Origin of the sequence: Streptomyces sp. TP-A0874, from assembly GCF_001748085.1 — a bacterium.
Classification (GTDB): Bacteria; Actinomycetota; Actinomycetes; order Streptomycetales; family Streptomycetaceae; genus Streptomyces.
On sequence record NZ_BBZK01000011.1, the window covers coordinates 1 to 25351 of the forward strand.

The window sequence follows — 25351 nt, forward strand, 5'->3', positions numbered from 1 at the left end:
GCTCTTTCAGCTGGGCCACTGGTCGGGTGATGGTCGTGGGGTGCGCAACGCACGAAGCTCCCGTGCCGTTGAGGGAGGTGTTCGAAGTCTCAACCCACCGGCACAGGAGCCTCGTTGGTTCCCTACCCTGCCGCACTCGACCTTCCTCACGCCCTGGTCGAGTGGGCCACCATGCTCATCGTCACCCGCGAGGGTGACCGCCGCTGCAAGCTGCCCCCGCACCAGCGTGCGCTGGTCGCCCTGGTGTACCTGCGCAAGCACGACCCCCTCGCCCAGATCGCCGCCGGGTTCGGAATCTCGCTCGGCACCGCCCACGCCTACACCGCAAAGACGATCGATCTGCTCGCCGACCAGGCACCGGGCCTGCTCAAAGTTTTGCGCGAGAACGACCCTGACTACGTCCTGCTCGACGGCACCCTTGCCGAGTGCGACCGCACCGGCGACGGCCGGGCCGACTACTCCGCCAAGCACCGCCGCCACGGTGTGAACGTGCAGGTCCTCACCGATCCGGCCGGCAACGTACTGTGGATCTCGCCCGCACTGCCGGGGCGGTCTCACGACCTGACCGCAGCTCGCACGCACCGGATCATCCGCATCTGCGAGCGCCAGGGCGTTCCGGTCCTCGCCGACCGGGCCTACCAGGGCGCCGGCCCCTGGGTGACCGTCGGACTCAAGCGGCCACCCGGTGGCGAACTCACCCCGACCCAGCACACCGTCAACCGCGCTCTCGCCACGGCCCGCGCACCTGTCGAGCGCGGGATGGCACGACTGAAGTCCTGGCGCATCTTCCGCAGGTCACGCAGCAGCCCGAATCGAATGACGTCAATCGCCAAGGCCGTACTCACTCTCGAGCGGCAACGCTGAAAAAGCTCAGTGATCTTCATCTCGAAGTCGCGTATCCCTTCCTCGTCGAAGAGCCGGATGTTGTTCTCCGGTCCAGCTGCGGGGTCCGGGCGGTGAGGGAACTTCGCCCGGTCACCGCCGCCGTCGGGCTTGGTCAGATACAGCGAGTGAATCCGGTCGCCGCGGTCGAACCGCGCGCGCAGTCCGTGCAGTGGGAGTAGCCGGCCTTCCAGTGAGGCCGTGACCGCGTGCTCGTACAGGACGAGGTCTCCGAGACGTCCCAGCTCCGTGCCGCGGCCTGGGGCCTGTAGGAGTGCGACCTCCCGCTCCAGTCTGGCGACCAGTTGTTCGTGCTTTTCGCGTTCCGCCTTGACCTGCCCAGCTGCCTCCGTCTCCGCCTGGCGCTGGTCCTTGTCCACCGCGCGCAGTCTCCTGCGCGCCTGGGTGAGCCGGGCGCGCTCTTCGGCGTATGCCGTGTGAAAGGTGTGGGCCCATGCTCCGGGGAACAGGCTGCGCCGCCAGGCCGACCAGATCCCTGCACCCACCATGAAAGCAGCAGCACCCGTAGGGCTTCGACCATGTCCTCTCCCCCCTGTCCTGTTCGCTCGCGTTCTGTCCTACCGTCACCGGCCCTTCTCAGTGTCCGGATCGGGCCATGCAGGGCGGGGAAGCCTGTGAACGTGGCGGGCACGGGGGCCGGGTAGAGCTCCGCGAGCTGCTTGAGCAACCGCGCGTACGCCTCACGCTCGGGGCCGCGCGGTTCGGTCGTCTTCTTGGTCGACTCCCAGGCGGACACCGTGGCCCGCCGCACCTTCAGCGCACCGGCGACGTCGTCCAGCGTCAGGCACTGTATGCCCGGATCGTGCGGCCGACGCCTTCGGGATGATCGCTGCGGACCCTCGTCGGCAGACGGTCTAGCACCAATCCCATCCTGAGCGAAGCGTGGGCGGCCTACCCCTGGGGAAGTCGCCCAACTCCGCCCCACCCGGTCGCGGCCATGTGCGACCACTCGGCAGCGCGGCGCTCAATCTTCGGTGAGAAGTCTCGGATCTTGACAGGTGCAGAGGATGTGTGACCTGTCGGCGGCGGGCGCGTTGTGCCGTGGGGACACGTGCGCGTCCCCACGGCACTCGTGCGAGCGGGCCCCGATCCACCGCACGGCACTCGGGACCTGCTCATCAGCGGCGAGGGCGCCAGCGGGTGAAGGCGCACTGGCCGTCGCCTGCGCCGAGCCGGAATGGCAGGGCGATGCGGTCTAAGGGCTGTCCCGTAACTGCTGGTCGCAGGTTAGATGATCTTGCTGTGTCTGGTGTGATCACGGCGTCGGAGCCGTCCTGGATAGCCCCGTTCACCGGGCTGAGCCCGCGCCAGTTCGGCAAGCTGATCACCGCGCTCCGGCGTGAGGGTGCAGATCCGGTACGCAAGGGCCGGCCCTGGAGCCTGCCACTGGAAGACCGCGTGCTCCTGGTCGCCGCGTACTGGCGCACGAACCTGACCCTGCGGCAACTGGCACCGTTGTTCGGGGTGTCGAAGTCGGCCGCGGACCGCATCATCGACCACCTCGGGCCCGCGCTCACGCTCCAGCAGCGCAAGCGCTTCCGCAAGGACACCGTGCTGATCGTGGACGGCACCCCGGTCCCCACCCGCGACCACACCGTGGCCGAACAGTCGAAGAACTACCGGTACTCCACCAACCACCAGGTCGTCATCGACGCCGACACCCGGCTCGTCGTCGCCGTCGGCCGGCCGGCCACCGGAAACCGCAACGACTGCAAGGCATGGGAGCTGTCCGGCGCGAAGGACGCCGTCGGCCACACCACGGTGATCGCGGACGGCGGCTACCGTGGCACCGGCCTGGTCATCCCGCACCGCCGCGACCCCGGCCAGAGCAAACTCCCGGACTGGAAAGAAGAGCACAACCGCTCGCACCGCAAGGTCCGCGCCCGCGTCGAGCACGCCTTCGCCCGCATGAAGACCCTGGAAGATCCTCCGCGACTGCCGCCTGAAAGGCGACGGCGTCCACCACGCCATGCTCGGCATCGCCCGCCTGCACAACCTCACACTGGCCGGATGAGAGACAACAGCACTGGTCAACCGGCATGCCGTAGATCATTTACGGGACAACGCTTACCCATCGGGACTCGAACTGTCCAGCCGGGCCCCGCAACCCAAGCGCGGACACACACGCGGAAAGATCATGATCTACATCTGAAGCCGGGGCATGGCGCAGATGCGCCAGCCCGCCAAGCGAGGACCTTGGCGGGCTGACGTTGACTGCTCAGAGCTGGACGTCTACCACTGACGGATGCGCGGGTCCGACTGGAACGCGGCACAGGGCGCCCTCGCTACTTCGCACCTAAAGCTCGCAGATAGGAGGCCAGATCCGACGTGGATCGGTCCAGCCGGGGGGCTTCTATTTTCCGTCGGCCTCCGCGAGCGTGTGGGCGACAAGAGCATTGGCGTGGCCGTGCCCCAGGCCGTGTTCGGCCTTGAGCCAGCCGACCAGTTCCATGTGCTTGGACAGCGGTGACGTACGGATGAGGTTCTTCCACTCGGCTATGGGCCGACCGTACTTCTTCTCGATTGATGGAAAGTAGCTGGCCGGTCCCTTCACAGGTTCAGTCATGACCGCAGCATGTCACCCACCACCGACAACACAGCCCGACCGTCACCGGGTGTCACACAACAGCAGACCTGAAGCAGCTTCTGGCTTTACCGAGTGGAGTGGATACTTGCACATCGTCGGTGCCACGGGGGCGATGCACAGCATCGGGCGCGCGGTATCGGGTCGGCTCAGTGGCCGGCCTCCCGGCCGCGGTGCGGTCCGGGCTCCCGCAGGCAGTGTGCCTGCTGGTGGCGCTCACGCACCGGATGCGGCCTCTCGGCATCGTCGCGGTACGCGTAGTGGTCCATCGTGGCGCGGACCGGTCTGCCGCAGCGGCGAACGCGTCCCCGAGGTGGCGCAGCCGCTCTCGCCGTGAGAACGAGGGCTTCCATGTCCGTGCGGGATTCCCGCAGGGCCATCAGGTCGAAGCTTCCTGGTGGCCGGGCTCCGACTCCCGGTCGCCGTGCTCGGTCGGCCGACTCGGGCGCGCGGCAACCGGATCGCGCCCCCGCTCCCGAGTTCGGTCACTGGTTCGATCGTCACGCCCACCCCGCCCTTCCAACTCTGTCGCAGTAAATGCGTACACCTCACCCCGGCGGCCGGAATGGCCCGCCGCGTGTCGCGATAATCACGGCAGAGGCTCCGCCGCAGTAAATCCGGCATTTACTGCGGCAGGAGCGTTGTCCGCTCTCGGCGGTCTCAAGGCATCCTCACCCCGCGCCGACTCCTGCGAGAAAAGGAGTTGCGCTTGTTGGCTTCTGGTCGTCAGGGTGCGGTGGTGATCGGAACAGAGATCGAACTCCCCGTCGTGGACGGGGTCCTCTCGGGTGTGGACTTCGGCGGCCACGGTGAGGAGGTGCTGCTGGTCCACGGCAGCGGACACGACGCCGCCGCCTGGGGGGATGTGGCGTCCAGTCTGGTGAGCGAGTGTCATCCGATCGCCATCGACCTGCGTGGCCATGGGCAGACCCGGCTCGACTCCACCGGCCCCGAGCAATACTGGCGAGACATCGGTGGCGTCGTCACCGCGCTGGGCTGGGACCGTCCCGTGCTGGTGGGCCATTCCACCGGCGGGTACGCGGTGACGGCTGCCACTGCCAGTGGCCTCGTGGAACCGGCCGCCCTCTGCATCGTGGACGGCATGGTGCTCGATGACCGTAGCGCGTCACTCGCCGAGCATGCCGCTGCACGGACCACGGAGGCGGCGGGCCGTTTGCGGACGATGTTCCGCTACGGCTGGGAAATGAATGACGACCAGATGCATGCCTATGTCGAGCAGTGCGCCCGGGAGGCCGGAGGGGACTGGCTCAACGCCGGAGCACGGCACGAACTTGTCGAGGAGGTCACGCGGCGCTCCTTCCTGCATCGCGGCCACCGGTGGGTACGGCGACCGGCCATCGAGGAGATCGTGACTGTCACCGCCGTGGAGGCCGACGCAGAAGTCTTCCCGAGTATCGAGGTGTACGACCGCCTCACCTGTCCGATGACGATCGTGCTGGCCGAGGATGGTTTTTACGCCTCGCGGCGCGACGAAGTGCGTGCCGTCGTCGATGCCGTCCCTGGCCGCCGGCTGATCGACATCAGCGCGAACCACAACATCCCCATGACCCGGCCTGCTGACCTCGCCGCGATCATTCTCGACCTGGTGCGAGACCGAGCTGCGGCATCGGTCGGGAACCTCGGTTGATCCCCACCCCTGCAAGGAGTTGCTGTGGCCGTAAGCGAGATGTCCGTGGCAGACAAGGGCGCTGGGCCGTACGGCATCGCGGCCGGACCTGACAGCGCACTGTGGCTCACCTTCGCGCACAGCGGCCGCATCGCGCGCCTCACCCTCGACGGGGAACTCAACGAATACCCCCTGGAATCGCCCGAGTGTCGCCCTACGGTCATTACGCCCGGGCCCGACGGAGCACTGTGGTTCACCCGATTCCAGGACCACCGGATCGGCCGCATCACCGCCGACGGTGAAACGGAGTCCTTCCCCGTGCCGACGCCCGACAGCGGACCCTTCGGGATCACCGCCGGTCCGGACGATGCGATGTGGTTCACGGAGATGAACACCGACCGGGTCGGCCGCATCACCAGCACGGGAGAGATCACCGAGTTCGTCCTTCCCTGTACGGGCGCCTATCCCTCGGCGATCACGGCAGGCCCTGATGGGGCCCTGTGGTTCACACTCAACCAGGCGAACGCGATCGGCCGCATCACTGTCCACGGAGACATCGTTATCCACCGGCTCCCCACCCCGAGCGCTGCACCCGTGGGCATCACCAGCGACGGCGTCGCCTTGTGGTTCGTCGAGATCTCAGCGGGCCAGATCGGCAGGATCTCGGTGGACGGCGCGATCAAGGAGTTCCCGCTCCCTGACCGTACGGCCAAACCCCATGCCATCGTCGCGGCCTCTACCGGGGACTGCTGGTTCACCGAGTGGGGAGCCAACAGCATTGGCCACATCACCGGTAGCGGCAAGATCGCCGAGTACAGCCTGCCGTCACCGTCGTCCGAGCCGCACGGCATCACCCTGGGTCCCGACGGCGCTCTGTGGGCGGCCCTTGAAACGGGAGGGGTCGCGCGGCTTGAACCGTAGCCTCAGGACGAAGAACCGCCCACTCCGGAGCACCGCGCACACATTTCGAGCACGCTCAGGGTAGCTGTGTGTCGGCGTCGTGCCACGCGAGACGCCGGCGCGGCCCGCTCGCAGTGCCGTGGAGGCGCAGGTTCAGACCTTCTCCACAGTGGATCACGCGGCGGCCTGATCGTCCGGGGCCCGGGGTCCCGGCAAGGAGGCCGCGGCGAGGTTGAGACGAGCGCCCATGTCGAGGTTGACCTCACCGTAGGGCCGGACATGGGACCAGAACAGCGGGGTCAGGCCGCGCCGGTCGGCGAGCGTGAGGAGGTCCGCCCACTCCGGTTCGCCGAGGATGTCCTGGAGCATCAGGGTGTTCACGTCGACCAGGGCCGATTGCAGAATCCGCAGGCACAGCACGAACACCTCCTGCTCGTCGCGCCGGTTCGAGGCGATCTCCCCGCCCCTGCCGTAAGCGATCACGGAGTTGGCGCCGTTGGAGGACTCCATGACGTTCAAGCCCTCCTCGATCTCCCGCTGAAGGTCGCGAAGCCGCAGGTAGCGGGCCATTCTGTGGAATCCGAGATGTCAAGTGGCGCCGAGGATCCTGCTGCTCCGAATATGCGCTGGCCGGTCGGGCTGAAGCCCGGGAGACTCCCTGCTGTGGACATGGGGATCTCTGGTTTCAAGCCGTCCTTCCTGGTCGGGATCGAGGCGGTTCGGCAGGCGCACGGATCACTTCTAGCGGTGCTCGCCGGTAGGCGGCTGACGGGGTTCGCCCTGGTGCGCTTCGTCGAGGACGAAAACTGGTTCGCCGACTGCCCGGTGGTGCTGGACTTCGACGGCGTCCAGGTGGAGGTCTGTCACTCGCAGCTCGACCTCCTCTCGATCGGCTGGGACACGATCGACACTGCGGCGACGATCACCGGGTGGGAGTGGTTCGAGCTCACACCCCAGTGGTCCCACAGTGATGAACGCCTGGAACCGTTTGTCGGCCAGGAGCTGTGCGAGGTCGCGTTGCTTGAGTGGCGGCCGGCAGACCATGACCTGGCAACCGGCACGGTGGCGGTGGAGTTCGTCTTCGCCGGGGACTGTCTGCGGATCGTCAACGGCCTCGACGAGAACCGCATCGAGGTCGGTACGGCCCAGCCGGATTACGTTCGGCACCGGCTGGACCGTTGAGCGCTACTGCCCTGTCGGATGCCGGTTGATCTCAATGACAGGCAGCACGGTGGCCTGCGCTGGGATACCGATCTGCCGGGGAGTCGGCCCGCCCGGAGTGGGGACGTCGGTGAGTCGCTCCAGTAGCTGGTCGAGGGCGGCTTGGCCGTCATCGACGGCGGCGCGCTCGTCGTCGGTCAGCGGGATGGTGGCGAGCATCTTCTGCAGGTTCTCCTTGGCGTCCAGGAGCTGGCTCTTGCTGGACGCCTTGGGGGTGTAGAAGTCGCAGCGTGCGCAGGCCATACGGTGCTGACAGTGCTCGAAGAAGGTGTAGGTGCACCAGCTGTGGCCGAGGTCGTAGTACTGCCAGGGGTCGCCCTTCGCGGCGGCGCCGGAGCTGACCGCATCTCGATCGACGAGCACTTCGATGGTGCGGACGTTGCGCTCGAAGTACCCGGCGTCGCTGTACGCCTTGACCAGCTTGTTCGGGCTGATCTCGACGTAGTGTTGAGTCGACTTCTGGCGAGCGGTGTCCGAGCCAGGCTTGCAGCTCGAACAGCGTCATCGGGCTCCTTGGCGTTGCAGAGCTGGCTGGCGATGGGACAGCAGGTGACGAAAACGTAGGGGCCCGTGCCGACAGAAAGTACGGTACAAGACCAGATCAACAACAACCAGACCAACAGCAACCACGGCGAGCGCCTTCGGCGCGTAGCGCCACTGAACGCCGGAGGCTGTCTACCGGTAGCAGGGGAAGCCATGCGAAGGCGGCTTCGCCGCGACCAGCGGCGCCTCGGCGCCGACCAAGTCAGGCCCCCGGGTGGGAAGGGACACCGCCCGCGTCCTGGCCGGCTTCCCGGACCCGTTGGTCCAGGCTCTGCGGCAGGCGGCCGGGACCGTCCGGCCCCGCACTCTGGTCGCCCAGATCGAGCGCGAACTGCGGACTGCCACGGTCGAGCGCCTCACCGGCCGGGTCACTCGGCGCTGGTCGACCCACGGATATGCCGACCTCCACGCTGCCGGCCAACTCCGTAGCCCAGTCAGCGCCGCGGCAGCCATCGTCAAGTCGGTGTGCCCAGCCCCTCGCTGCGAAGACGGGATCCTCGAGGCAGAGGGGACCATCTGCCGTGTGCGTGCACCGAGCGGGAGAAGGACCGAGCCGCTGATCGGGCGCGCCGACGGAGGACTCCGGATCCGTCGGGGACCGGCTGCTCGCTGTGTACGGACGGCGGGAGGACGGCGGCTTCGCCCTGTCCCAGCTGCTGGTAGGTGATCTCCGAGGCCGTCCAGGCGCTCAACGATGCCTGCGATCGTGCGGCGGCAGCCCGACCCGAGTGCGCGTCAAACGCGCGTGCCCACGTCCGGGAGGTCGCAGAGCGAGCGAGGACGCGCGCCCGGTCAGCTGGAGCCAACCTCTTGGGGCAGGCGATCGCCGTACGACTGGAGGTGGCGGACATGGACCTGAGAGAGAGTCAGGGGCTTGGGCCGGGCTCGGCCCAGGGATGGCATATGCGTAATCTTCCGGTTACAGAACTGATTGCTGCCGTGCACGTGGTCCGTGCCGGCTACCACACATCAAGAGGGAGGCGCGATGGCATCAGCATCGCTCTGTCGCAATCGCCGTATCGGTTCTCTCATCGTGCTGGGCGCGCTGGCGCTGGGAGTGTCGGCCTGCTCGGACGCCGCCCAGGAGGATCCGAAGCCGTCTGAACCCAGCTCCTCCAGCCCGTCCCCCGCCGACCCCCTGGCCGCGGACAAGAAGGAGGTCCTGGCCACGGTTGCCGGGATGAGGGCTGCTCAGAATAAGGCGTACGCCAAGGCGTCGGAGAAGGGCACCGATCTGGAGACCTACACCAGCGACACGGCGCTGGGGAGGATGCGAGCGGACCTGGCCAATTACCGGGACGCCGGTCTGATTTTCCGCGGGGAGATCACCGCCTCCCAGAGCAAGGTCACCGCGATCGACGTGGAGAAGTCCCCGAAGACGGCGACGGTCACCGAGTGCGTGGACACAACCAAGTGGATCCCGGTGGATAAGGAGACCGGGAAGGAAGACCCGCTGGAAGATCAGCCCCGCAGGTACAGGGTCACCGAGTCCCTGCGCACGATCGGCGACCGGTGGGTGGTTGTGAGCTACGAGCTCGAGAAGAGCCTCCCGTGCTGAGCCGGGCACAGGTGGCGGATGTCGGCGTGGCCCTGGTGCGTTCACCGTCGCTTCGGAAGCAAAGGGGCCAGCCATCCCAGACGGCGGCATCCCTACCGCCCAACTTCCGCTGGACGCCTCAGCGCCGGACGTCAGGTTGTCGAGCGTGCGGGGCCACACCTCGTCGGACTAGTGCAGCGTGTACATGACCGGCACCGCGCGATGACAGGCGAGATAGTGGTGGCGTCCAGGCTCGCCAGCCGCCGTGCCGCGACCTGCAGAGCGACTGCTCCAGGCACTCGTCGGTACGGACGCTCCTCGGACTCCGTGCCCCCGGCCCCGTACGCAGGCCCCGACCCACCAACGGATGACGTGCACGGCATAGCGGCTGCGTGGTCTCCCACGTCTCCGATCTGCCCGTGAACGGCGACCAGGCCACCGACGGGCGTAGCATGCCGGCTCCCGCGAAGATGTGCGCCAGCTCGTAGCCGCACGCATCACCACACAGTGGACGGACGTCCGGACCGCGGCCAAGCTCCGCCCCGTGCCACATGGGCGGCTGGGTCAGGGCATCCCCCGCAGCTCCCTCACGAGCTGGAGGAAGCACTCCAACCAGCCAACGACCGCGTACCGTGACCGGATAAGCGCGCACTGTTTGCACGGAAGGCAACCACGGTGCGGGCACACCCACAGGCAACGACACCCCCGGCCAGAGCGGTTCGGGAAGAAGTGTCATGGCCACGCGGTTCGCGCGTCAGGTCCGGTCGGCGGTCAGGTCCTGCGGTCCTCCACGCCCAGGCCCAGGGCCCGCACCACGTCCTGCACGTTCTGGAACTCCCTGCCCTCCGGAAGCCCGCTCGCCATGTCGATCAACCGGTCGGGAGCGTTGTTCTCCCGCAGGGTGTCCAGGACGACGACGCGGTCGCCCGGGAAGGCGGCAAGGCCAAGATGACGGGCCAGGTCCGAACGGACTTCCACATCGTCCTGGCTCATGCCCGGAGGAGTACCGCCGTGCAGGGCCTCGTCCGGAGCCCGACTCACCTCGGGTTGATCCTCACCCGAAGGCTCCATGTCCCGCTCCTCCTCCGCGCGTGTGGCGCGGTCAGCCTTGAGCTCACCCTGCATCTCGGCCTTCATCTCCTCGTCATGCAGCGGCCCCGTCTTGTCGCTGGCCATGTCCAGTCCTCCAAGCGTCGAAGAAGAGTGATAGTCGGGGTGCCTCGCAAGAACGAGACCAAACGTCACCGGCACCCCCTGCGACTTTCGACAGCCCCCGCCCGACCGGGGCAGCGACAGCAGTAGTCCACAGACCGACCGCCCCACCCAGGCGGATACGAGACACAGAAACCCGAGGACGCCCAAGGGGCGCCTGCGGTCACAGGGACCAGGAGCCCCCGGGCATCCCGCACGTCTCGCTCAGCCACCACATCGTCCAGCTGAGAGGACCTCCGAGGGCCGACAGGCCCCACTCGGTCATCTCACACTCGTCCAAGGCGAACCACTCCGTGGGCCCGCGAAGGCCGCTGATCACCCCACGACTGCGAAGCCTCCGCTCCAGGGGACCTTCTCGCTCACGGCGAGGTGAGCCGGAGGGACCCGACCGCCTCCAGCTCGCGGGCACGCTCCAGCGAGCCGGCATCGACGGCGCGCAAGCCGCCGGCGGTGACCACACCGGCCAGCAGGGATTTGGCGTCGGCGTCATCGCCGGCGACGAGGACGGTGGTGGGGCGCTCACCGACAGTGCTGGAGGCCAGAGTGGCGGCGAAGGTCGGACCTGCCGAGCAGGTCGACAGTGCTGCCGCCCTTGGTGGCGACAGTGGCGATGGCCCGGCCCATGGAGCCGGACCCGATGATGCTGAGCTGTGCCATGACGACTCCCGAGGAGGATCGAAGCGACAAATAGTTGCTGTTGTTGACAATCACGCCATACCGGAAAGATCGTAGTGACAAGTTTCCGCCTGGGAGAAACAGCGCCGTGGACACACGATGTCTGGAGGACGAGGAAAAGGCAGCCGGGGTGCGCCGAATGGCGGTACCGGAACCGCTGCCCGGAGCACTCGACCCGCGGCTCCACTACAACGCCGGGCTGACGCACTCCGACCACCGCACCCCGGCGACCTGTCGGAACGGCCCGGGCGCCCCCTGCGGACGGCGTGGAGTCCCACCTCGTAGCCAGCAACGAACTCGTCGAGCCGTGTCGCGATGACACGAAACCGCTTGAGCCGGCCGAAGCAGCCTCCGACAGCGTTGTAGGGCTTGCAGAGGGCACGGTCGAAGAGCCGTGGCCCCGCTCCCCCGCGTCGCACGCGGCCGGTCTCCCCTGAGGACAGCCCGGTACGTGAGTGGCGCTGGTTGCGGGGGATGGTCTGGTCGGGGCCGGCTGAGTACTGGCTCTTGGCGCCTGAACTTCGTCGTGGTAGTCGGCGGTAAGCCCGTGGGCAGGATCTGATCGGCATCGACTTCGCCAGGTTCGGCAAGGTGACCACTTTCGCCTGACTCAGCCCGGATGTGCGCGGTGGCGGGTTGGGGAAGGAGATGGCGCCAGGCGTGCCGCATCCGCCCTTCGGAGGGCTGGGTGCCGGTGGGGCCGGCAGTGATGCGTTCGTCGACAACCATGCCTCGAACCGTGCCTCTGAGGCCCTGGGGTATGTGCCAAACGGTGTCTCCTGGGACACTCGGCGGGGCGAGCGGGCACAGATCGAATGCTGGCCGTTGACCTACGAGGACTGGACCAAGGAGCGGCGTGACGACATCGAACTCGTCGCAGTCGCCGACTGCCTGCCAGCTCTCAAAATCCACCCGCCCCCGCCGACATAGGGACACTGTTGGCGAATCCGGGGCCTGGACGTGACGTCGGCCTTCGTGACCCGTTGTGGTCGTGAAGGCCGACGTTGTATTTGGGGAGGGTGTCGGTGTCTCTGCACACCAGGAAGGTCGACGGGGTTCCTGAGGAGACGGCCCGGGTGGCACGGGCTGCGTTCCCGAAAGGCAGCCTGGCGATGCGGATCCGAGACGAGTTGGGCGAACTCTTCCAGGACGCGGACTTCGCCGGGCTGTATCCGAGCAGGGGGAAGCCGGCGTGTCGCCGGGCAGGCTGGCGCTGGTGTCGGTCATGCAGTTCGCCGAAGAGCTTTCGGATCGGCAGGCCGCGGACGCCCTGCGCGGACGGCTGGACTGGAAGTACCTCCTCGGGCTGGAGCTGGCCGATCCGGGGTTCGACCACTCGGTCCTCACCGAGTTCAGGGACCGGCTGATCGCGGGAGACGCGGGGGCCAGCTTCTGGGCCGGGTCCTTGAGGCCGCCATGGAGCATGGCGGCCTCAAGGCTGGTGGCCGGGCCCGCACGAACTCCACGATCGTGCTGTCTGCCGCGCGGCAGATCAACGTGCCCGCCTCGGGCTCACGCCGAGGCCGGGTGCCTCACTCGTGTATGGCCCACCGCCCAGGCCGGTGGAGCTGTCGGGTGATCCGCCTCCGTGGCGGCCGGCCACGGCTTCCGGACCGGCACGGTAGGGAGGAACCGGACCACGGCTCGGGCCCGGTTGGTGTTGCTGTTCCGCGGCACCGTCCGATGCGCGTGGAGCGACTACGAGTTGAGCGCGACGCTGCACCCGGACCACGCCGAGGGAACGCTGCTCGGGGAAGTGCCTCGGTCTGCCAGGACCTGCCTGTCGCTGAGCAGAGGTGTGACCCTGACCCGTTGCCGTGTACCTGTAAATTGTGCGACTCTCGGACGTCCGTGGAGTGGACGGGGGCTCATCTCCAGAGGCGATCCGCAGCCCCTCGTCGGCTCCCAACACGATCGAACCAGGGAGACAAAGCGTGCAGACCCCCCACAGACGCCTCTTCAGCCGTACCCGGCTCGGTGCCGCCGCCGTGGCCGTCGGCGCCACCCTCGCCTTGGCGGTACCCGGCGTCGCCCACGCCGCCCAGAGCGGCACGACCGATGTCGGCGCCATGGCGAAGCTGACCCACGCGCAGGCCACCGCCAAGTTCAAGGCCAAGGGCATCACCTGGAGTTCCAGTGGTGGTTGCTCCGACCGCAACAAGTCGAACTGCACCTCGTTCGACCAGATCAACTCGGCCACCGTGGACGGTGTGATCACCCTCAAGTCGGCCAGCGGCTGCGCGATCCGGCTCACCGGCGGGACCGAGACCGGCCACGCCAGCGGCACCTACAGCCACTGGAACGGCTACAAGGTCGACATCGGCATGACCAGCTGCCTGACCAGCTACATCAAGAACCACTTCAGCTCGATCGGCGGCTCGAAGTGGAAGTCCGCCAGTGGCAACGTCTACTACAACGAAAGCAACCACTGGGACGTGACCTACTACAACTGCGGCGGCTGCCTAGCCCCCAACCGCGCCGGCATCTGACGGCGAACACCCCGCCCTAACGGCGAGCCTGGCCGCCGCACCGTCGACCACGGTGCGGCGGCCAGTGTGGAACCGCACCGCGCCCCGGGAAGCCACCGTGACGCGCTGGTGCGCGGAAGAGTAACGCCCATCACCGCGCCCGCGCTCCCCCATCCACCTGGCCGCCAACTCAGCAGCGGCCGCCCGCAGACCATCTGACCTCACACCTGTCGAGCGGAAGTGTGCCAGCACGTACGGCCCTTCCGGGCAGACCGCAGCCGCCGACGGCGCCCTCGCGGACTGGCTGCTCGTCCGCCACCGGTAGCCCACCTGCCGTACCGGAGCGACCCGGCCGAAGAACGATGGCCTGTTCATCGAGCCACCGCGTGTCGAGTGGGAACAGGACGGGTATATGTGAGCAGATGCTCACTCTGTTCATATCGGTCTTCGGTGGAATTGCAGCGGTGGTCCTCCTCACCGTCCTCATCCTGCTTCCTGGGGAACGGCGTTTGCGGCGGAAGGGGGAGGAGGAGAACAACGGACGCCGGGCGGCTGCCGAAGCGGCCGGCTGGCGGATCGTCGAGGAAACATCGGAGCTACCGGCCTTGGTGCGCCGCGACGCGCGCGACAAGAGCACGTGGCTGCTGGCCCACAAGCACGTCGACAACGTCGACATATGGGTCGCCTGCCAGGAGGGAGTCGGAGGGGGAGTCGGGGGGCTCACCACTCAGCGCTCACTCATCGCCCACCTGCGACCCAAGGACGGCGCTGAGGAACTGCCCGAGTTATGGCTGAACCAGCACGACCCCTTCATTCCGCGGTTCTGGAAGAAGCTCGGCGCCTTCGATCGCCGCTACACCATCCACCCCCACAAGCAGCGTCAGCTAGTGACCGAGGACATCCGCACCCTGACGGTGAAGCTGGGACCGAGGAGATGGTCTCTTCGAGACGGCATTCTGACCGTGTTCTTCAACGACCGTACCGTCCCCAGCGACCTCCAGCATCGCCAACTCATCACCCTTCTCAGGCAGCTGACCGTATTGACCGGTCCCGAGGCCACACCAGGTCCTCGGACCTGAGGGACCCCTGCGGGGAACGACAGCGCCCAGGCAGGTCCGGCACCGTCAGACCGGGAGGGGTATCCGACCCCCGGGTTCGACACCCGGCCTGCGCGAGGACCACCACGTCTTCCCGCCGGCCAGAACCTGCTCGACGAGCGCACGAATCGTCATATACGAGTGGTGACGGGTCGCAGATCAGTGGACGACACATCCCAGCGGCCCAGCAGTGGAGCCCACCAAGGCGAGCCGTTCTCCCCAGGGCAGGCGCATGGGCAACTCGGGCAGAGCGTCAGCACCGCTACCTGACAAGACCTGCGTGGTCACTGCCGCTCACCCGGACGACGCCATGGGGACGAGGCCCCTACAACTGCGGAACCGGCAGCAGGACCGCTCCGACGCGGACGCGGGAATCGATGACTCCTGGATTGAGGGAAGCTGCCGCCCCTGCCCATGCCCCGCAAGGCGCCACCGAGCACCCACCAGAGCTGAACACAGACACCCAACCGTCACCGGTAGGCATGAGGTTCCCTTCAGGCGCGGTGACGGGCTGGCTGCGATAGTGAGAGCGGTTCAGCCGGTCGTGCTGGTCGAGATGAGCGGGAATGCGGTCAGGACCTGCTGGAGGTTCAGAGCCTCGCGGGGGACAGTCGCCGTCGGAGGTACCGACGGCGGGGGCTGGAAGTCGATCAACACGGTGGCGAGATCGCCGTAGCGGTGCGCGAGGGCTGTGAACGGGGCGAGGCTGACCGAACAGTCACCGCCGAGGTGGTGATCCGCGCCGGGTCGTGGCGGCGGATGATGTCCAGGCCGTCGTCACCGAGGGAACGGGGACGGTCTCGGTGGGCCTTCGTGCTCGGGCAGCATCGCCTGGAGGATCCGGTTGCCGGCGACGAGCGGGGTGGAGAACGGGAACTCCGGCACAGGAGCTGACCGCCCCGGCGCCCTGCCACTCCGGCCAGACGAGCCGCAGACTCCTGCCGCCGCTGGTGCCGGCGCCGGCGGGCGTGGAGATCGTCATGCGGGGTTCCTTCCGTGCGCTGGCGCGCGCCCCCCCCCCCGGCCTCGGAACAGCCATCCCGGGCTACGGTGCCCTGCACATCAGGAAGCCTCGAACTGATGGGCGGGGCCACCGCGCCACTCCACCCACTGCGGGTCGTCCAAGATGGTCTCGGGGTCGGCGACGCCGGCGTCCTCGAGGAACACGACCAGGTCACGGTCGCTGTAGGCCGTGCCGAGGATCTCGTCCCGACCATGGCTGTGCACGGTGACTCTCCGGCCGCCCCTGCGGGACGGGCGGTGCACGGTGATCGGTGCGCTGGCCACGCCTCCCAGCGTGCCTCGGGACGGTCCGATGGGCGAGCCGACCATGACCGGTCAGGGAAGGACACCGGTGTCGCTCCCTTGGCCCGTCCGGTGGTTTCGAGCAGCTGGTCAGTGTCCCGTCGACCAGGCAGGCCCAGAGCGATTCCCGCGTGTGAGTGGGTGACGAGAGCTGGGGCGCGGGGCCAGCACAGCCGCGAGCGGTGGCGTTCGAGGAGTCCTGCCTCCTCCGCGGCGGCGGAAGGTGAGGTGCTGTGGTCTGGCGCGGCAGGCGGGGCGGTGAACGGGCCGGGGCTTCGCCCTCCGGCGGAAGGCGCAGCCTGCACGCTGGAGCGTTGACGTCGCTTCCGCCTCCGGGCGAGGGACGGTCGGCCAGGAGCCGGCCGATGCCGAGCCCGAGGGCCGTTCACCCGACCAGCCTTCCAGCCGCCGACAACGCGGGCGTTACCGAGGGTCGCTCTCGGGCTTGCCCGCGTTGTCGGTCGTCGTGGCTTACCGGGGTCAGGTGAGGAAGTAGGAGCCGGGTGTCGCCGTCCTTCTGCTGGGCAGGGCGGTAGCCGCTCTGGTGCCGCGCTCGGTGCCGATCCGCGCCTGCGCGTGCTCATCGCGCGGGTGCTCCGGGGAAGGAGCGAACCGCTCGATCGGCAGGCGGGAGGAAGGCCAGCTCCAGACCGTTGTCGATAGGTTCGCACCTCGGCAGACAGGGTCCTGCCGGTTCGACCGCGGTCGGCGGGAGTGATCAGCCGAAACCGAGATCATGACTGGATGAAGGCCCTGACGATCGACGTGCGATCTTTGACGCTCCGTGTGTCACGGGGAACGGAAACCGTCTCCGGCCTTGGCGCGGCGGCCGAGGTAGAGCACGATCAGACCGCACAGGGCGGAGGGGACCGCGAGGGTGAGGAACAGCTGTTGGTGGCTCCACCCCGCGGTGAGCAGGGCGCCGACCAGGAGGGGGCCGGCGATGCCTCCGACGCGACCGATGCCGAGCGCCCAGCCGACGCCGGTGGAGCGGACTTCCTCGGGGTAGTACACCGCGGCGAGGGCGATGACGCTCTTCTGGCCTCCGCTGACCGAGCAGCCGATCAGGAAGATCGCGATCAGCACCACCCAGACCGGAGCGCCGAGGGCGACACTCATCAGCGTGAGGAAGCCGCATCCGGTGAGATAGAGCGTGCCGAGGGCTCCGAAGGAGCCGATCCGGTCCATGGCCGGGCCGATGACGAAGGCGATCACGATGCCGCCGACGGTGGTCATCGAGGCGGCCGTGGCCAGGGTCGAGGCGGAGTAGCCGCGTTCGCTGAGGATGGTCGGCATCCAGCTCTGCAGGCCGTAGAACATGGCGAGGTTGATGGAGAAGACCAGCCACAGCAGGACGGTGCCGAGTAGCTGACCGCCTGAGACGAGTTGCCGCAGCCTGACCCGCTTGCCGGGGCCGGCGCTCTCGGTCTCGATGTGCGGTGCGTCCACGTGCAGCAGAGTGGGGTCGATGCGGCGGCACAGTGCGTACGCTGCGGAGGTTTGGCCGCGGCGGATCAGGTGGGAGATCGACTCCGGGAGCCGCCACAGCAGGATGACGACCAGAGCGAGCGGGGCGACCGCTCCGGCCACGAAGACCGACCGCCAGCCGTAGGCGGGGATCAGCCAGTCGGCCGCGTAGTTGGCGGCCACGAAGCCGAGTGAGAAGCCGCAGTAGATGGCCAGCACGAGGCTGGCGCGGACGCGTTTGGGGCTGTATTCCGCGGTCAGCGCGATGGTGCTGGGTGTCGCTGCGCCCAGTCCGATGCCCGTGACGAAGCGCATCGCCAGCAGTTGCTCGGGGTTCTGTACCCACACTGAGGCGAGGGTGGACAGTGAGAAGGTGAGCACACCGACGACGACGAGACGCTTGTGGCCGAACTTGTCGGAGAGCGGGGCGATGAGCAGGTAGCCGATCATCAGGCCGACCAGGGCGGCGGAGAAGATGGGGCCCATCGTGCTCTTGGACAGGCCCCAGTCCTCGGTGATGGCCGGGGCCATGTAGTTGATCGCCTGGGTGTCGAAGCCGTCGAGGAACATCACCAGGCCGCACAGCAGTACCGTGCCGAGCTGGAATCTGTTGGGTCGTCGGTTGTCGATGAATTCGGGGAGGCGCAGCGGCGTGGCCGTTGCGGTGGTGTCGGTCATGGAGTAACCCCACTGGGAGAGAGAGCCGTCTGGGGCGTTCCTCAGACGGCGGCCGGAGCACCGGCGGCCGAGACGAACGCGTCGGCGTGGAAGCGTTCGGGGTTTACGCCGCGTTCGCGGGCCAACGCGTCGGCTGCAGAGTTGGTCATGGCTTCGCTGCCACAGGCATAGATCTGGTGGGTGTGCAGATCGGTGTGGTCGGCGATGAGCACGTCTTGGACGTGCCCGGTCGCGCCTTCCCAGCCTGGGTGGGGGCGGGAGAGGACGGGGGTGAACCGCAGCCAGGGATAGCGCTTGGTCCAGGTCTCGACGGTGTCGAGGAGGTAGAGGTCGTCGAGGGTGCGGGCGCCCCAGTAGAGGTGGATGGGGCGGGTGAGTCGGCGGGCCGCGTGGTCGAGGATGATCGACCGCATCGGGGCGAACCCGGTTCCGGTGGCCAGCAGGGTGATCGGGGCTTCGGAACGGTCGTCCACGAAGAACTCGCCGAAAGGCGCCTCGATCTCCACGGTGTCGTGGAACTCCAGCTGCTGAAGGATCCTGGCGGAGAACACACCGCCCGGCTCGTGCCGGACGTGCAGCTGAGCCAGGTCGTTGTACTGCGGCGGGTTCGCCAGCGAGTACGACCGGGTGTCGCCGTCGTCAAGGATGATGTTGAGGAACTGCCCGGCCCTGAACGGTGTGCGCCGCCCGATGGGGTAGCGCAGATCGAGGATCGTCACGCCTGGCGCGACCTGGCGTCTGCGGTGCACGGTCGTGGTCAGTCGCTTGCGGACCGGAGGGGTACGCTGCTCGACCCGCTTCGGCGCGATCTCCACATCGCTCTTGGGGTGGGCGTGGCACAGTCGCACCTCGGCCGGGCCGGATACCTTGCCTCGGCCGGGGACCTGGAATGTGCCCGCGACCAGGGTGCCCACGCAGGAATCGCAGACGCCCTTGCGGCAGGAGTACGGGATCGCCCAGCCGGCTCTCTCGGCGGCGTCGAGGACGTTCTGCTGCGGACCGCAGTCGAAGGCGATCTCGGAGTCCTTGACACTGACGGTGAACGTCATTTCAGAGCTCCCGGGGCGGTCGGGGCGAGCAGGCGTAGCGCGGCCAGTACGGCGCTGGGGTCGGCGGCTCCACGGCCGGCGATGTCGAAAGCGGGGCCGTGGCCCACGCTGGCGAAGGGGGCGCCGGCGCCGATGGTGACAGCGGCGGCGGTCCGGCCGGCCAGCGTTTTGATCGGGATGTGCCCTTGGTCGTGGTACATCGCCAGGTAGGCGTCGTGGTCGCGTTCGCCGCCGAGCAGGATGTCGGCGCCGGTCGGGCCTTCCGCCCGCAGCCCGCGCTCCCGCATGGCCAGGACCGCCGGCTCGGTGATCTCCTGGTCCCCGGTGCCGAACAGGCCGCCTTCCCCGGCGTGCGGGTTGATCCCGAAGACACCGATCCGCGGGGTCGGGATCCCCATGGCGGCCAGAGCGGAATGCAGCGCGAGTCCGGCTTCGGTGACGAGTTCGGTGGTGAGCCGGGCCAGCGAGTCGGCGAGCGACTCGTGCAGCGTCACGTGGGCGATGCGGAGGCCGCCGCCGACGAGCATCAGGAAGACCCGGTCGACGGGCGTGCCGGTGAGTTCGGCGATCAAGGGCGGGTATCCGGCGAAGCTGATGCCCGCCTGGTGCACCGCGGTCTCGGAGTGCGGGCAGGCGACCACGCCGGCGTAGCTGCCGTCCATGGCGAGCCGCACGGCCCGCTCGGCGTAGGCGATGGTGGCGGCACCGGCTGCCGCGGTCGTCTGTCCGATCTGAAGGTCGGCGGGCGCCAGGGCGCCGACATCGACGATGTCGCACGCCCCGGCCTCGGCCGTCGCGCCGGGAACGGCGTCGCGCAGCGTGAGGCCTGCCTGCCTGGCGGGGCCTTCGAGCGCGAGGCGGTCCCCGACGAGGACCGGCGCTGCGGCGCCGGACTCGGCGACCGCCTTGGCGGCGATCTCCGGGCCGATGCCGTTCGGGTCGCCGATGGTGAGAAGCAGGCGGTTCACAGCGGCAGCACCAGCAGGGTGTCGATGCGGGAGCTGTCGCAGACCACGATCCGCTTCTTGAGGAGCGCCCTTCCCTCGGCGAACACGTACTCGTCGAGGTAGCGGCCGCTGGCGAAGATGTCGGTCGGGCCGTTGCCGGTGATCCGTACGACGAGGAAGGACGTCTCACTGGTCGCTCCGGTGTCGTTCTCCTCGGCGATCGCCGGCTGTCCGAGCAGGTGCCGGTAGGCGTGTGGCTCGTAGATGTTGGCTTCCTTGAGCGCGGAGATCCGGTCCTTGAGCATCGCCTTGTTGTCGGCCCAGATGACACCGGCGGGCAGCCCGCGGCGGTGGTTGTCCGCGGTGGTCACCTTGTAGAAGGCGTCCTCGGTGAAGTGCTCGGGCCAGTCCTCGATCGGGCCGTCGTCAATGGCACGGACGTAGCTGCCCTGAGCCCGGCTGATGCGGGTGAACGCGTCCGTCACTTGCCTGCTCCTTCGGTCTCGCCGATGCTGAAGCCCATCGCCTCGCGGTAGACCTTCCAGAAGCCGCGGATCGAGGCTTCGGTGACCCGGCTCTCGCTGGAGACCGCCTGGTCGCCACCCATCTGCAGGGTCGCGGACTCGCTGCTGGCCCCGGCGATACCACGCTGGACGAAGCCGCCGATGGCACCGTCTTCCATCGAGACGTAGCCCGCTGGCCCGACCAGGTTGGACTGCTTCATCCGGGTCAGCTGCTGCTTCTCGGTGTCGTCCTCGAATCCGAGATAGGTCCAGTTGAGGCTGGTGGTGTCGACCCCGGTCGGCAGGACCTGGCGCACCGCGATGGAGTTCTGGATCTGCTGCAGGACGAATCCGGGGGAGACGGAGAGGATCTGCAAGGTGATGTCGTCGCCGACCTCGCTGAAGCTGTCGACCAGAGACGGGTCCTGGAGTTGGTACTCCGAGTCGGAGCGGATGTTCTGGTCCTTGTACGTCGACGCGGCCTTGGCCTCGGCTTCACGGTTGATCGCCGACCAGCTGACGTGGTGGCCGCCGTTCTCCGAGACGATGATGCCGCCCTTCTGGTTCAGCTTGTTGAGCCCGAAGGTGGTGAAGAACAGGTGCAGGATGCTCGCGTGGTAGGAGTCCTTGACGTTCTCCATGTAGAGCTTCCAGTTGTTCGGCAGCTCCTGGGTGAAACGCCCCAACACGACCGGCTTGCGGCCGCCGAGCACCCGCTCGATCCGGTCGAGGATCTCCTGGCCGAGGTACTCCTCGATCTCGGGCACGTCGTTGTCGAGGCTGCCGAAGATCAGACCGTGCACGTTGGCCAGCCGTAGTCGGCGCGGGCTGTGCGCGGCCTTGCAGAAGTCCTTGCCCATGCCGCCCTTGCCGTTGATGCCCTCCTCGAAGGCGACCCCGGTGAGGTCGCCCTGGAGGTTGTAGGTCCAGGCGTGGTAGACGCAGGTGAAGTCCCTGGTGTGTCCGTAGTGCTCCATCGCGATCAGTGCACCGCGGTGGGCGCAGCGGTTCTCGAAGGCGTAGATCTGACCGTCGTGGTCACGGGTCACCAGCACCGGCTGCTCACCGATGAAGGTGGCGCAGAAGTCACCGGGCTCGGCCAACTCAGCCTCCAGGCAGAGATAGCTCCAGAACGGCCCGTGGAAGATGTTCTCCTGCTCGGCCCGGTAGACCTCCTCCTCCTGGAACACCCAGTACGGCACCTCGGTCAGTGATCGGGGCCAGCTGCGCCCGGCCATCGCCGACGCCGCCCTGTTGCCGTCTGCCATGCATCCTCCTCGGCCATGCGACGCTTGACGCACAACAACTTGCGTTCGGATAGCGCACACATGTATGTTTTGCGAACAGCGCTCAGTAGAATGGCTGGCATGACGTCTGTCAAGGGGGACATCTATGAGCAATGAGGGAATGGCCGGCCTGGCCAAAGGCCTGGCCGTGCTCGAGGCGTTCGGGACGAAGGCACCGCGCCTGACCATCAGCGATGCCGCGGGCGCGACCGGTCTGAGCCGAGCGGCCGCGCGCCGCTGCCTGATGACCCTCACCGAGCTGGGCTACGTCACCTTCGACGGCAAGTTCTTCTCGCCGACCCCGCGCGTGCTCCGCCTGGGCGCCACCTACGAGGAGACCGCGCAGCTGCCGCAGCTCGCGCAGCCGCACCTGGTCGCGATCCGGGACACCGTCGACGAATCCGCCTCGCTGGCCGTCCTGCAGGACGACGGTTCCCTGTTCGTCGCCCGCAGCGAGACGACCAGGATGCTCAACACCGGCGTACGCGTCGGCGCCCGTCTCCCCCTGTACGCCTCAGCCACCGGGCACGTCCTACTCGCCGGACTCGCCGACGAGGAAGTGGCCGCACGACTCGCGAAGACAGAGCTCCTGGCACGCACACCGACCACGCCGACCGACCCTGAGGCCATCGCCCAACGCGTACGCGAAGCGCGCAAGAACGGCTACGCGCTCACCGACGAGGAACTCGAACTCGGCCTGCGCTCGATCGCCGTGCCCGTCGCCGACTCCACCGGCGCCACAGTCGCCGCCCTCTCCGTCAGCGCAGCCACCGCCCGGGTCTCGGTCGACGAACTGCGAACACGTCTCTTTCCCGTCATCCAGGAGCACGCAGTCCTCCTGAGCCGACAGCTATGACCCTCTCCCCCAGCTGGCCCGCGAGATATGCCACGGCAAGAAGGGCACCATCCACCAGGCATACCGGGACGGGATGGAAGATCAGCTGGGGTCGCTGGGTCTCGTTCTCAACGCCGTGGTGCTCTGGACGACGAGGTACATCGACGCCGCCCAGCTCCGTGCCGAGGGCCACGAGATCAAGGATGAGGACGTTGCCCGGCTCTCCCCGCTCAAGCACAAGAATCTGAACGTCCTGGGCCGCTACAGCTTCACCGCCTCCCAGCCGGTCGACGGCCTGCGCCCGCTGCGCGATCCGGAAGCCGTCGATCTCGACGACGATGACGACGGCCAGGACGAGTGAGCCCGGTACGGGATGGCTTCGGCATCATGAGGACCATGGACGACGTCGAAGGCCCTCCGCGACGCCCAGGAGGCCGCCGTCCGGGACTTCAGGCGCCGCTGTCATCAACCAACTTGCCGCCCAGATTGGACGCCCACTCGGCAGCATCGGGCGGCAGCGCTAGAATTTAGTTCTTCTAGTTCTAGGCGAACTATAGTCGCCAAGGAGGCCGCATAGACCACCAAGACCAGACTTCCCGTGCCCAGCATCCGAGCCCGTTGCGATGGTTCGCCGGGTTTCCCTGCCTGGTGGCAACATTAGTGGTGGCTGTGGTGTTCATCGTGTCGTGGCCGAAGCTGCCGGATCCCATGGCCATCCACTTCGGTGCGGGGGGGAGGTGGCAACCGCTCAGCGTCCCCGGTTGAGGTGCTGCTGATCCCTGAACTAGTGCCGCATCAGGCAACGTTTGCCCTGTCGTGGCGGTAGCGTTACGGCCGGACGGTGATCTCCTACCGGCGCATAGGGGCGATTCATGAACCAGCAGTTGAACCTGGTGACATTGGGTGTCGAGGACTTGAAGGTCAGCCGCCAGTTCTACAGCCATGGCCTGGCCTGGACACCACTGCTTGATATGGAAGAGATCGTCTTCTACCAGATTGGCAAGGGGCTGGCCCTGGGACTGTTCCCTCTGGCTGACCTTGGCGCTGACACCGGACATCCAGCAACAGCCGGGACGCCCTTCACCCTCGCCCAGAACCTCGACTCGTCCGCCGAAGTGGACGAGGCCATGCAGCGGGCCCGTGTGGCAGGAGCAACTGTCCTCAAAGAGCCGCAACGCGCGGCGTTCGGCGGCTACCACGGCTACTTCGCCGACCCCGACGGCCACCGCTGGGAGGGTATGCCACAACCCCGGCTGGTCGGTCGCAGACGACGGCACCGTGACACTGACGGCTGTCGACGCATCCGACGTAGACGATTGACGCCGCTTCAGCCCCCTTGATTGTCATGCTGTGCGGGTGGCAGAACCAGTACACGTCCGTGAGATCGACGATGACGAGGGGCAGCGCCTGCTGCGGATCATCCGCAGAGGCACCGGGTCGGTGGTGACCTGGCGGCGGGCCCAGATCGTGCTGCTGTCCGCGCAGGGCATGCCCGTATCGAAGATCGCCGAGGTGACGTTCACCAGCGCGGACCGGGTTCGGGACGTGATCCACAACTTCAACGCCGACGGCTTCGACGCCCTCTACCCGAAGTACAAGGGCGGCCGGCCCGAGACGTTCACGCTGCCCGAACGGCGTGAGATCAAGAAGATCGCCAAGTCCAGGCCCACCGAGCACGGCCTGCCGTTCTCGGCCTGGAGCCTGACCAAACTGGCGGACTTCCTGGTCGCCGAGGGGGTGGTCGACGACATCAGCCACGAGGGCCTGCGCATCCTGCTCCGCGAGGAAGGCGTCTCCTTTCAACGCCTAAAGACCTGGAAGACCTCCCGCGACCCCGACTACGCAGCCAAGAAGGCCCGTGTCGAACACCTCTACGCGATCGCCGACGGCGAGGTCATACCCGAGGACGGCGAGCCCGACGTCGTGTTCTGCATGGACGAGTTCGGCCCGCTCAACCTCCAGCCTCACCCTGGACGACAGTGGGCCGAACGCGGCGGCCAGCACAAGGACCCCGACCGCGAGCCCCGACCGCGACGGCGGGCGACCTACACCCGCCCGCACGGCGTCCGGCACCTGTTCGCCGCCTACGACCTGGCCAAAGACAGGCTCTACGGCCACATCAAGAAGACCAAGAAGCGAACCCAGTTCCTGGAGTTCTGCCGCTACCTGCGCACCCTCTACCCGCCCGAGATCCGCATCGCGATCGTGTGTGACAACTACTCCCCGCACCTGACCACCAAGAAATGCCGCCGGGTCGCCGACTGGGCCGGGGACAACAACGTCGAGATCGCCTACACCCCGACCAACTCCTCCTGGCTGAACCGCATCGAGGCCCAGTTCACCGCCCTGCGCTATTTCACCCTCGACGGCACCGACCACCCCACCCACAAGGCCCAGGGCAGCATGATCCGCCGCTACATCATCTGGCGAAACCGCCACGCCAACGACCAGCGCCTACGCGCCGTAGTCGACAGGGCAAACGTTGCCTGATGCGGCACTAGCCCTGCTCGGCTT

The 25351-nt window shown here is 67.7% G+C and carries 23 protein-coding genes and 4 pseudogenes; 15 read left to right on the forward strand and 12 right to left on the reverse strand.

Annotated features, from left to right (window positions below):
- Positions 1-114: 114 nt before the first annotated feature.
- The gene (locus tag BGP73_RS18500) at positions 115-864 is read left to right on the forward strand and encodes an IS5/IS1182 family transposase (RefSeq protein WP_069816354.1); all 750 of its coding nucleotides are present in this window, start codon (positions 115-117) and stop codon (positions 862-864) included.
- A 640-nt stretch (positions 865-1504) separates the two neighbouring features.
- On the opposite strand, the pseudogene BGP73_RS24040 reads toward BGP73_RS18500, so the two are convergent.
- Positions 1505-1768, reverse strand: a pseudogene (locus BGP73_RS24040) (hypothetical protein); the annotation flags it as partial.
- A 377-nt stretch (positions 1769-2145) separates the two neighbouring features.
- Here BGP73_RS24040 and BGP73_RS18505 point away from each other — a divergent pair.
- A pseudogene (locus BGP73_RS18505) lies at positions 2146-2917 on the forward strand (transposase).
- A 339-nt stretch (positions 2918-3256) separates the two neighbouring features.
- Here the strand turns inward: BGP73_RS18505 and BGP73_RS18510 are convergent.
- A complete protein-coding gene (locus tag BGP73_RS18510) occupies positions 3257-3469 on the reverse strand; it encodes a DUF4287 domain-containing protein (RefSeq protein ID WP_069816356.1) in 213 nt (70 codons plus the stop codon).
- Positions 3470-4226: 757 nt separating this feature from the next.
- On the opposite strand from BGP73_RS18510, the gene BGP73_RS18515 reads away from it, so the two are divergent.
- Both BGP73_RS18515 and BGP73_RS18520 read left to right on the forward strand, forming a co-directional pair.
- Complete coding sequence (locus BGP73_RS18515) at positions 4227-5135, forward strand: alpha/beta fold hydrolase (RefSeq protein ID WP_069816618.1); 909 nt, start codon at positions 4227-4229, stop codon at positions 5133-5135.
- 24 nt (positions 5136-5159) lie between these two features.
- Complete coding sequence (locus BGP73_RS18520) at positions 5160-6035, forward strand: Vgb family protein (protein WP_079127659.1); 876 nt, start codon at positions 5160-5162, stop codon at positions 6033-6035.
- Positions 6036-6188: 153 nt separating this feature from the next.
- On the opposite strand, the gene BGP73_RS18525 is transcribed toward BGP73_RS18520, so the two are convergent.
- Entirely contained in the window at positions 6189-6584 is a 396-nt protein-coding gene (locus BGP73_RS18525; protein WP_069816360.1) for a Tn3 family transposase, read from the reverse strand.
- 99 nt (positions 6585-6683) lie between these two features.
- Here BGP73_RS18525 and BGP73_RS18530 point away from each other — a divergent pair, with 99 nt between their 5' ends.
- Positions 6684-7196 (forward strand): hypothetical protein, encoded by a 513-nt coding sequence (locus BGP73_RS18530; protein WP_069816620.1) that lies wholly within the window; start codon positions 6684-6686, stop codon positions 7194-7196.
- Positions 7197-7199: 3 nt separating this feature from the next.
- Here BGP73_RS18530 and BGP73_RS18535 read toward each other — a convergent pair whose 3' ends face one another.
- On the reverse strand, positions 7200-7598 hold the full coding sequence (locus tag BGP73_RS18535) for a hypothetical protein (protein WP_069816363.1): 399 nt from the start codon (positions 7596-7598) through the stop codon (positions 7200-7202).
- A 1165-nt stretch (positions 7599-8763) separates the two neighbouring features.
- On the opposite strand from BGP73_RS18535, the gene BGP73_RS18545 reads away from it, so the two are divergent.
- Positions 8764-9336: a hypothetical protein gene (locus BGP73_RS18545; protein ID WP_139134583.1), complete on the forward strand. Its 573-nt coding sequence runs from the start codon at positions 8764-8766 to the stop codon at positions 9334-9336.
- 750 nt (positions 9337-10086) lie between these two features.
- Here BGP73_RS18545 and BGP73_RS18550 read toward each other — a convergent pair.
- A complete protein-coding gene (locus BGP73_RS18550; RefSeq protein WP_069816369.1) occupies positions 10087-10491 on the reverse strand; it encodes a DUF2795 domain-containing protein in 405 nt (134 codons plus the stop codon).
- Positions 10492-11046: 555 nt separating this feature from the next.
- A complete protein-coding gene (locus BGP73_RS23335) occupies positions 11047-11184 on the reverse strand; it encodes a 3-hydroxyacyl-CoA dehydrogenase NAD-binding domain-containing protein (RefSeq protein ID WP_212732821.1) in 138 nt (45 codons plus the stop codon).
- A 780-nt stretch (positions 11185-11964) separates the two neighbouring features.
- On the opposite strand from BGP73_RS23335, the gene BGP73_RS23175 reads away from it, so the two are divergent.
- The 4 genes and pseudogenes from BGP73_RS23175 (at position 11965) to BGP73_RS18570 (ending at position 14749) form a co-directional block, all read left to right on the forward strand.
- On the forward strand, positions 11965-12132 hold the full coding sequence (locus BGP73_RS23175; protein ID WP_170837878.1) for a hypothetical protein: 168 nt from the start codon (positions 11965-11967) through the stop codon (positions 12130-12132).
- A gap of 95 nt (positions 12133-12227) precedes the next feature.
- Positions 12228-12699 (forward strand): annotated as a pseudogene (locus tag BGP73_RS23665) (transposase); the annotation flags it as partial.
- A 437-nt stretch (positions 12700-13136) separates the two neighbouring features.
- Positions 13137-13691 (forward strand): hypothetical protein, encoded by a 555-nt coding sequence (locus tag BGP73_RS18565; protein ID WP_107474082.1) that lies wholly within the window; start codon positions 13137-13139, stop codon positions 13689-13691.
- Positions 13692-14092: 401 nt separating this feature from the next.
- On the forward strand, positions 14093-14749 hold the full coding sequence (locus tag BGP73_RS18570) for a hypothetical protein (RefSeq protein WP_069816373.1): 657 nt from the start codon (positions 14093-14095) through the stop codon (positions 14747-14749).
- Between the two features lie 1080 nt (positions 14750-15829).
- On the opposite strand, the gene BGP73_RS18575 is transcribed toward BGP73_RS18570, so the two are convergent.
- From BGP73_RS18575 to BGP73_RS18600, 6 genes are all read right to left on the reverse strand, one after another.
- A complete protein-coding gene (locus tag BGP73_RS18575; RefSeq protein WP_069816624.1) occupies positions 15830-16054 on the reverse strand; it encodes a hypothetical protein in 225 nt (74 codons plus the stop codon).
- Between the two features lie 807 nt (positions 16055-16861).
- Complete coding sequence (locus BGP73_RS18580) at positions 16862-18217, reverse strand: MFS transporter (protein WP_069816375.1); 1356 nt, start codon at positions 18215-18217, stop codon at positions 16862-16864.
- Between the two features lie 41 nt (positions 18218-18258).
- A complete protein-coding gene (locus tag BGP73_RS18585; RefSeq protein WP_069816377.1) occupies positions 18259-19266 on the reverse strand; it encodes a 2Fe-2S iron-sulfur cluster-binding protein in 1008 nt (335 codons plus the stop codon).
- Positions 19263-20234: a PdxA family dehydrogenase gene (locus tag BGP73_RS18590; protein ID WP_079127661.1), complete on the reverse strand. Its 972-nt coding sequence runs from the start codon at positions 20232-20234 to the stop codon at positions 19263-19265. Before BGP73_RS18590 ends, BGP73_RS18585 begins: the two co-directional genes overlap by 4 nt.
- Positions 20231-20698, reverse strand: a complete 468-nt coding sequence (locus BGP73_RS18595; RefSeq protein ID WP_069816381.1) for an aromatic-ring-hydroxylating dioxygenase subunit beta — start codon at positions 20696-20698, stop codon at positions 20231-20233. The genes BGP73_RS18590 and BGP73_RS18595 overlap by 4 nt, the downstream gene beginning before the upstream one ends.
- Positions 20695-21984 carry an aromatic ring-hydroxylating dioxygenase subunit alpha gene (locus tag BGP73_RS18600; RefSeq protein WP_069816383.1) on the reverse strand — a complete coding sequence of 430 codons (1290 nt, stop codon included), beginning with the start codon at positions 21982-21984 and terminating at the stop codon, positions 20695-20697. Before BGP73_RS18600 ends, BGP73_RS18595 begins: the two co-directional genes overlap by 4 nt.
- 124 nt (positions 21985-22108) lie before the next feature.
- On the opposite strand from BGP73_RS18600, the gene BGP73_RS18605 reads away from it, so the two are divergent.
- The 5 genes and pseudogenes from BGP73_RS18605 (at position 22109) to BGP73_RS18620 (ending at position 25327) form a co-directional block, all read left to right on the forward strand.
- On the forward strand, positions 22109-22858 hold the full coding sequence (locus tag BGP73_RS18605; protein WP_212732822.1) for an IclR family transcriptional regulator domain-containing protein: 750 nt from the start codon (positions 22109-22111) through the stop codon (positions 22856-22858).
- A gap of 10 nt (positions 22859-22868) precedes the next feature.
- Positions 22869-23198 (forward strand): annotated as a pseudogene (locus BGP73_RS18610) (Tn3 family transposase); the annotation flags it as partial.
- A gap of 302 nt (positions 23199-23500) precedes the next feature.
- The gene (locus BGP73_RS24000; RefSeq protein WP_374701166.1) at positions 23501-23602 is read left to right on the forward strand and encodes a DUF1648 domain-containing protein; all 102 of its coding nucleotides are present in this window, start codon (positions 23501-23503) and stop codon (positions 23600-23602) included.
- A 107-nt stretch (positions 23603-23709) separates the two neighbouring features.
- A complete protein-coding gene (locus BGP73_RS18615) occupies positions 23710-24177 on the forward strand; it encodes a VOC family protein (protein ID WP_212732823.1) in 468 nt (155 codons plus the stop codon).
- Between the two features lie 16 nt (positions 24178-24193).
- The gene (locus tag BGP73_RS18620) at positions 24194-25327 is read left to right on the forward strand and encodes an IS630 family transposase (protein WP_170837880.1); all 1134 of its coding nucleotides are present in this window, start codon (positions 24194-24196) and stop codon (positions 25325-25327) included.
- Positions 25328-25351: the final 24 nt, after the last annotated feature.

What these genes read in the sequence shown, in the direction of transcription:
- BGP73_RS18550 (WP_069816369.1), bottom strand. Translation starts at nt 10,491, where the DNA reads ATGGCCAGCGACAAGACGGGGCCGCTGCATGACGAGGAGATGAAGGCC.
- BGP73_RS18605 (WP_212732822.1), top strand. Translation starts at nt 22,109, where the DNA reads ATGAGCAATGAGGGAATGGCCGGCCTGGCCAAAGGCCTGGCCGTGCTC.
- BGP73_RS18545 (WP_139134583.1), top strand. Translation starts at nt 8,764, where the DNA reads ATGGCATCAGCATCGCTCTGTCGCAATCGCCGTATCGGTTCTCTCATC.
- BGP73_RS23335 (WP_212732821.1), bottom strand. Translation starts at nt 11,184, where the DNA reads ATGGCACAGCTCAGCATCATCGGGTCCGGCTCCATGGGCCGGGCCATC.
- BGP73_RS18530 (WP_069816620.1), top strand. Translation starts at nt 6,684, where the DNA reads ATGGGGATCTCTGGTTTCAAGCCGTCCTTCCTGGTCGGGATCGAGGCG.
- BGP73_RS18580 (WP_069816375.1), bottom strand. Translation starts at nt 18,217, where the DNA reads ATGACCGACACCACCGCAACGGCCACGCCGCTGCGCCTCCCCGAATTC.
- BGP73_RS18525 (WP_069816360.1), bottom strand. Translation starts at nt 6,584, where the DNA reads ATGGCCCGCTACCTGCGGCTTCGCGACCTTCAGCGGGAGATCGAGGAG.
- BGP73_RS18510 (WP_069816356.1), bottom strand. Translation starts at nt 3,469, where the DNA reads ATGACTGAACCTGTGAAGGGACCGGCCAGCTACTTTCCATCAATCGAG.
- BGP73_RS18615 (WP_212732823.1), top strand. Translation starts at nt 23,710, where the DNA reads ATGAACCAGCAGTTGAACCTGGTGACATTGGGTGTCGAGGACTTGAAG.
- BGP73_RS18600 (WP_069816383.1), bottom strand. Translation starts at nt 21,984, where the DNA reads ATGGCAGACGGCAACAGGGCGGCGTCGGCGATGGCCGGGCGCAGCTGG.
- BGP73_RS18585 (WP_069816377.1), bottom strand. Translation starts at nt 19,266, where the DNA reads ATGACGTTCACCGTCAGTGTCAAGGACTCCGAGATCGCCTTCGACTGC.
- BGP73_RS18570 (WP_069816373.1), top strand. Translation starts at nt 14,093, where the DNA reads ATGCTCACTCTGTTCATATCGGTCTTCGGTGGAATTGCAGCGGTGGTC.